This is a genomic window from Caulobacter sp. P1_B12_2, from assembly GCF_056406675.1.
Genome location: NZ_JBFTZS010000245.1, coordinates 1 through 6,887, shown reverse-complemented (window position 1 = coordinate 6,887; position 6,887 = coordinate 1). Strand labels below are relative to the sequence as shown.

Sequence of the window (6,887 nt, the reverse complement as noted above, 5' to 3'; positions counted from 1 at the left end):
GTGCCGATCCCGTACTTGCCGATCGTGAAGGCCACGCCCGCGCCGGCCCCGATCGGGGCCAGGCGCATGACCATGCCGACGACCTTGAAGATCGCCTCCAGGAACAGGTCGATCGTCTCGATCAGCGGTTTGGCTCGGGCGCCCATCTGGCTGACGCCAGCCCCGATCAGCACCGACAGTAAAATGACCTGAAGCATCGCGCCCTTGGCGAAGGCGTCGACCAGGGTGGTGGGGATGATGTCCATCAGGAAGGGCACGACGCCCTGTTCCTTGGCGGCCTGCGTGAAGCCGGCCAGGGCGTGGCCGTCCAGGTTGGAGGCGTCGATGTTCATGCCCGCGCCGGGCTTGAGCACGTTGACCACCACCAGCCCGACCACCAGGGCGATGGTCGACAGCACCTCGAAATAGACCAGCGCCTTGACGCCGATCCGGCCCACCTCCTTGAGGTCGCCCATCTTGGCCATGCCGACCACCACGGTGCCGAAGATGATCGGCGCCAGCAGCATCTTGATCAGCTTGATGAAGCCGTCGGCCAGGGGTTTCAGCGCCGTCCCGACCTGCGGGAACCACAGCCCCACCAGCGCCCCGATCACGATGGCGRTCAGCACCTGGATGTAGATCTGTGAGAGCAGTCTCTTGAGCGTCGAAATGGTCGTTTCCCCTGGATGGTCGCCCAGCGTTGGCCGCCGGATCGCCTGTCGTCTGGTCGGTGTCTAGGCCGCCCTGATGCTGGCCAAGGTCACGTCCTCGGTCAGGGTTCGCATCAGGGAGATCAGGTTCGACTTGGCCTCGAAGCCCACGCCCGGCACGTCGGGCAGGCCCACATAGCCGTTCTCGACCGAGAGGCCGTCCGCGAAGCCGCCGAACGGCTTGAAGACGTCGGGATAGGACTCGTTGCCGCCCAGGTGCAGGCCGGCAGCGATGTTCAGAGACATCTGATGGCCCCCATGCGGCACGATCCGGCGCGACGACCAGCCGTTCTGGTCAAGGACCTCGAGCGTTCGCAGATATTCGACAAGGCCGTATGACAGCGCGCAGTCGAACTGCAGGTAGTCGCGGTCGGGCCGCATGCCGCCGTGACGCAGCAGGTTGCGCGCGTCCTGGTGCGAGAACAGGTTCTCGCCGGTGGCCATCGGCAGCTCGTAGTGCTTGGAAAGCTCGGCTTGCAGGGCGTAGTCCAGCGGGTCGCCGACTTCCTCGTACCAGAACAGGTTGTAGGGCTTCAGGGCCTCGGCGTAGGCGATGCCGGTCTCCAGGTCGAAGCGGCCGTTGGCGTCGACCGCCAGGTTCTGTCCGTCGCCGACGAYCTCAAGAACCGACTCGATGCGGCGCAGGTCGACGTCCAGCGACGCGCCGCCGATCTTCATCTTGACCACCTTGTAGCCGCGATCGCGATAGCTGCGCATCTCGRCCTGAAGCTGGGCGTCGTCCTTGCCCGGATAGTAGTAGCCGCCGGCCGCGTAGACCCAGACCTTGTCGTCGGCGACGCCGCCGCGATAGCGGTCGGCCAGCAGGCGGTAGAGCGGCTTCTCGGCGATCTTGGCCACGGCGTCCCAGACGGCCATGTCCAGAGTGCCGACGGCGACCGAGCGCTCGCCGTGCCCGCCGGGCTTCTCGTTGGTCATCAGGGTCTTCCAGATGGCGAACGGGTCGAGGTTGTCGGTGTCGTGGTCGACCAGACTGTCGGGCGCGGCTTCGGCCAGGCGCGGCAGGAAGCGCTCGCGCATCAGCGCGCCTTGGCCATACCGGCCATTGGAATTGAAGCCGTAGCCGATCACCGGCTTGCCATCGCGCACCACATCGGTGATGACGGCGACGACCGAGCAAGTCATCTTCGAGAAGTCGATATAGGCATTGGCGATCGGCGAGGCGATTGAGACGGTCTTCTCGCGGATGTCGAGGATACGCACGGTGTTCTCCAGTTGGCGACTGGACCCTAGGCACGCGGGAAATCGCGAGCCAATGCCGTTCTCGGCGATCGCTATGCACAACAGGCATGATCTATGGAATTGATCTGGCTCGAAGATTTCGTCGCCTTGGCCGAGACGGGCAACTTCTCGCGGGCGGCCGAGAACCGGCATGTGACCCAGCCCGCCTTCAGCCGTCGCGTGCGGGCGCTGGAGGACTGGATCGGGACGCCGCTGTTCGACCGCGCCACGCCCGGCGTCACCCTGACCGCCGCCGGCCAGCAGTTCCGCACCGGCGCCGACGAGCTGATCCGCCGCATCATCCAGCTGCGCCGCGAGAGCCGCGAGGCGGGCGGGCAGGAGGCGGCCACCCTGCGCTTCGCCGCCACCCACGCCCTGTCCTTCACCTTCTTCCCGCAATGGATGCGCGAGCTGGAAAGCGGCGCGGGCCTGGGGCCGATCCGGCTGATCTCCGACAGCATGCAGGCCTGCGAAGAGCTGATGATGCATGGCGAGGCGCAGTTCCTGCTGTGCCATCACCACGCCGCCGCCCCCAGCCGGTTCGGGACCCAGTTCCGCTCGGCGGTGGTCGGCCAGGACGCCCTGGCGCCGTTCGCCGCGCCGGACGCCGGCGGCGCGCCCCGCTGGAGCCTGTCGGACGCGGCGCGGGAGATCCCGTACCTGGCCTATAGCGACGAGTCGGGCCTGGGGCGGATCGTCGAGGCGCAGCGCTTCGTCGATCGGATCCCCGGCCTTCGCACGGTGTTTTCGGCGCGGCTGGCGGCCAGCCTGATGACCATGGCGCGCGAGGGGCGGGGTGTGGCCTGGCTGCCGGTCAGCCTGGTCGAGACCGAGGTGGCGCTGGGCCGGCTGGTGCGGGCCGGGGGCGCGGATCTGGAGGTGCCGGTCGACATCCGGGTCTTCCGCCCGACCGCCCGCCAGAGCCCGGCGGCGGAGACCTTCTGGAGCGAACTGGCCGCTCGCTGAGACAAGGCTGACCGGCAAAAAAGAATGGGCGCCGACGGGGGGAAGTCGGCGCCCATCCCAGATCAGAGGTGGTCATGGCGCGCCGAAATACGACGCCCGGTTGAAAGATTAGGGCGGCGACCGCGCCGATGACCAATGCCGATTGTGTTGTCTGTGATGCAGTTTCGGCATTGATCCGAGCTTGTATGTCAGCCCGCCACCGCGCCGCCGGCCTCGATCCGGAAGGGCGTTCCGTCCGCCGAGCTCACCGCCGTCTTGACCGTGGTCACCTTGGCGTTGCGGACCAGCAGGCCGCGCTTGGCCTGGATGCTCACGTTGCGCAGGGTCAGGCCCGCGATCGGCCGCTCGGGCAGGCCCACGACGATGCCGGCCAGGTCAGCGCCGGTGGCGGTCAGGCCGTCGACCACGATCCCGTCCATGTCCGGCGTCTTGTCGGCGACTACCGGCTGGGCCGYGTCGTCGGGACCCGGCCAGATCTGGTTGCCCAGGATGAAGCCGCCGGGCCGCAGCTGGGCGCTCGCCGCCTTGAGGTCCAGCGGCCGGTACTCGTAGTAGCTGGTGAAGACCAGCGGGGTCTCGACGTCCTTCATGCGGTTGTTCTTGAACACCACGTCGCGGACCTTGCCGCCCTTGCCCCGCATGGTCTTGACCCGCAGGCCGTACATCGAGCCCTCGAAGCTGTTGTTCTCGACCCGCACGCGGGCCACGCCGCCGCTGGTGCCGCTGCCGATGCAGATGCCGCGACCGGCCAGGATGGTGTTGCCCGAGATCAGGATGTCGGACGACACGGCGTCGGGATAGCGCGGGTCAGGCCCGTTCGACTTCACCGCCACGATGTCGTCGCCGACGCTGATGACGTTGTTGGTGATCACCACGTGCCGACTGTTGATCGGGTCGATGGCGTCGGTGTTGGGCGCGCTGGATGGTGCGGTGATCCGTACACGGTCGATCGTGACGTGGTCGCTGTCGTTGAGCACCAGGTGGAACGACGGCGAGTTCTCGATCCGCACGCCCTCGAAGCGGACATTGGTGCTGTGGCTGACCAGGATCAGGCGCGGACGGTCGTCCTTCTGCTGCTGGCGGGCCTGGCCGTCGGTGGCGAAGTTGGGGCTGGCGCGCCAGATCGCCCGGATCCGCTCCCACCAGACCGCGCCCTGGCCGTCGATCAGGCCCTCGCCGACCACGGCGACATTGTCGGCGTCCTTGACGTTGATCAGGCCGGCCCGTTCGCCCTGCGGGAACAGGGCCGGGTCGGTGGCGGCCAGCACCTCGGCTCCCTTCTGGATCTCCAGGCGGATGTTGGACTTCAGCCAGATCGGACCGATCAGATATTCCCCGCGCACAACCCGCACAGTGCCGCCGCCGGCCGCCGCGCAGGCGTCGACGGCGGCCTGGAAGGCCTCGGTGTCGAACCAGATCCGCGTGCCGCCGGCCCCATGGTCGCGGACGTCGCAGATCTTGTCGGGGAAGCGGTTGACCGACTGGGCTTGGGCGACGGGTGCGCCGACCAGGACGGCGAGAGCGGCGGTCGAGGCCAGCAAGGTGACGGCGGTCTTCATCGGTCGGTCTTCCCCAAGGTTCGTCGCGACGGCTGCGCGTCGCTGGCGGCGGCGCAGTCTAGGGCCGGTCGCGGCTCAGCGCCCATGCCGATGCAGGTCGAGGCGATGCCGAACGGGCATGGCTGCTCAATCCAGCTTGCGGCCTTCCAGCCAGGTCTCGATCAGGGCCGCCGCCTGGGCGCTGTGCTTCTCCAACATCAGCATGTGGCCGTCGCCGTGCAGGCCGTGGTCGGCCATCCGCACCAGGTCGGTCTTGACCCCCGCCTGGGTCAGGTAGCGCGCGGTGCAGTGGTCGTAGCCGGCATGGTACGAGGCCTCGGACATCAGGATCATCACGGGGAAGCGCGACAGGTTCGCCAGCTTCCGCGCGGGCTCGGTCTGACGCCAGCAGCGGACCAGGCCAGGTCGTTCCGGCGCGGCCTCCTGCACCTTGGCCAGATCGGCGGGATCGGCCAGGGGCGGGGCGTAGGCCAGGGGCGTGGTCGTCAGGCCCCAGGGGCGGGAAAGCTTGTCGGGATCGCTGTCGCCCCAAGGCGGCGGGGCGCCGAAGAACGGCGGGCCGCTGGGCTCGACCGCGACGATGGCCTTGACCAGATCCGGCCGCGCCTCGCCGATCGCCCAGCCGAACGCGCCGGACTGCGAATGGGTGATCACCACGGCCGGGCCGATCCTGTCGAGCAGGGCCGTGCCCGCCTCGGCGACCAGCTTGGCCGAGACCCCGCCGGCCGTGCTGGAGACCTGCGAGGCGTAGAACTGGTCGAAGATCGGGTCGCCCGGTTTGCCGGTGGTTCCGGGCCACTGGTCGTGCAGCTTGGCCTGGGGCCAGCCCTGCGGCTGGCCGTCCTGGGGCGCGAAGTCCTGCGCGGCGGTGAAGCGCTTGGCGACGAAATCAGGCGGCTGGCGGTTGGCGGGGCCGTAGGCTTGCTCGTCATAGCCCGACGCGCCGCGTCCGGGCTGGTCCATGAGATAGACGGCCCAGCCCTTGTCGACGAACAGCCTGGCCCAGCCTGGGCGGCCATCCGGCGTCGACAGGAAGTTGGTGATCGTCTGGCCAGCGCCGGGAATGAACACCAGCGCCGTCTTATGGAAGCGCTTGGCGGGCGTCAGATAGAGGATGTGGGCCTGGCCGGTCATGATCTTGCCGTCGGCCGAGTAGTGACCGCCGACGAAGAAGGTCCCGACGTCGACGATCCCGGCGGGCGGGGAGGCGGCGTGAGCCTGGCCGGCGAACGTCGCCATCGCCAGCGCCAGCGCGGCGGCGGTCGCGACATGGCGCCAGCTTCTGGGTTTCGCCATCGTCAGTCTCCCCGTCCGACCGCCTTGCCGCGATCTTGAGCGGGGAGGGTGCGCCCGACGGCGGTCCCCGGCCAATGCCGAACCGATCTCGCGCCATGTCCGTTCGGCATGACGCGAGCGGTCGATCAGCGCGTGAACAGGTCCAGCGGCACCGCGTCCGCCATGGCTTTGTAGCCGGCCAGCGAGGGATGCAGGCCGTCGCCGGAGTCATAGGCGGGGGCCAGTTTGCTGGGGTTGGCCGGGTCGCGCATCAGCTTGTCGAAATCGATCACCGCGTCGAAGCGACCGGGCGCGCGGATCCAGGTGTTGACCGCCTGGCGGTCCTGCTCGTTGACGGCGTCCGGATGGTAATAGGCCGACCCGGCATAGGGCATGACGGTGGCGCCGTAGATCTTGATCCCCCGCTCGCGGGCCCGGCGGATCATCTGGTCGTAGGCGGCGGTCATCCGCACCACCAAGGCGGCGTGGGCCTCGGGGCTGACGGGCTGGTCGCGGGTCAGGACGCCCAGGTCGTTCACGCCCTCCAGCAGGATCACGTATTTGACGCTCGCCTGGTTCAGCACGTCGCGGTCGAAGCGGGCCATGGCGTTGGGGCCCAGGCCGTCCAGCACCAGCCGGTTTCCGCCGATGCCGGCGTTCAGCACGCCCACGCCCTTGGTGCGCGGGTCGGCCTGCAGGCGCGCGGCCAGGATGTCGGGCCAGCGGTTGTTGCCGTTGACGGTGACGCCGTAGCCGTCGGTGATCGAGTCGCCGAAGGTCACCAGGCTGGCGCCGGCGGGACGCTGGACGTCGACGCCCGAGATCACGAACCAGCGGTCCAGCGACTTGCCGCCGGCCAGCTCGACGGCCGCCAGCTGGTCGCCCGCGCCGAACCACGAGGTGGTGCGCGATCCCGGATGGCTGGTCTGCTGAGCGGGCGGCGCCCCGTCGAAGCGTAGGGTGATCGCCAGGTTCGCCAGGGGCGCGGCCGGGAAGTCGATCGGGTCGGAGAGGTATTCGGCCCCGGCCGGAACGGTCACCTCCGGGCGGCCGGAGAAGGCGAGGGCGCGGTCGCTGGCCGGGTCGATGCGGGCCGAACCAGGCGCGGCGGCCAGGGCGACGTGGACGCCCGACAGCTTCAGCGGCTCAGTCCCGAAGG

At 69.0% G+C, this 6,887-nt stretch carries 6 protein-coding genes; 1 reads left to right on the top strand and 5 read right to left on the bottom strand.

Going from position 1 to position 6,887, the window contains the following annotated elements; genetic code table 11:
- A partial coding sequence (locus AC1DZ6_RS15465) for a cation:dicarboxylate symporter family transporter (protein ID WP_477098047.1) occupies positions 1-608 on the bottom strand: 608 nt, incomplete at its 3' end.
- 105 nt (positions 609-713) lie between these two features.
- A complete protein-coding gene (locus AC1DZ6_RS15460; protein ID WP_477098046.1) occupies positions 714-1,910 on the bottom strand; it encodes a mandelate racemase/muconate lactonizing enzyme family protein in 1,197 nt (398 codons plus the stop codon).
- Between the two features lie 93 nt (positions 1,911-2,003).
- On the opposite strand from AC1DZ6_RS15460, the gene AC1DZ6_RS15455 reads away from it, so the two are divergent.
- Complete coding sequence (locus tag AC1DZ6_RS15455) at positions 2,004-2,894, top strand: LysR family transcriptional regulator (RefSeq protein WP_477098045.1); 891 nt, start codon at positions 2,004-2,006, stop codon at positions 2,892-2,894.
- A gap of 188 nt (positions 2,895-3,082) precedes the next feature.
- On the opposite strand, the gene AC1DZ6_RS15450 is transcribed toward AC1DZ6_RS15455, so the two are convergent.
- From AC1DZ6_RS15450 to AC1DZ6_RS15440, 3 genes are all read right to left on the bottom strand, one after another.
- Entirely contained in the window at positions 3,083-4,453 is a 1,371-nt protein-coding gene (locus AC1DZ6_RS15450; protein WP_477098044.1) for a glycoside hydrolase family 28 protein, read from the bottom strand.
- 126 nt (positions 4,454-4,579) lie between these two features.
- On the bottom strand, positions 4,580-5,749 hold the full coding sequence (locus AC1DZ6_RS15445; RefSeq protein ID WP_477098043.1) for an alpha/beta hydrolase: 1,170 nt from the start codon (positions 5,747-5,749) through the stop codon (positions 4,580-4,582).
- 125 nt (positions 5,750-5,874) lie between these two features.
- The coding region (locus AC1DZ6_RS15440) for an SGNH/GDSL hydrolase family protein (RefSeq protein ID WP_477098042.1) at positions 5,875-6,887 on the bottom strand (1,013 nt) is incomplete at its 5' end.

Bases quoted from the DNA above. Each gene is read 5' to 3' on its own strand.
- AC1DZ6_RS15455 (WP_477098045.1), top strand. From the start codon at position 2,004: ATGGAATTGATCTGGCTCGAAGATTTCGTCGCCTTGGCCGAGACGGGC.
- AC1DZ6_RS15445 (WP_477098043.1), bottom strand. From the start codon at position 5,749: ATGGCGAAACCCAGAAGCTGGCGCCATGTCGCGACCGCCGCCGCGCTG.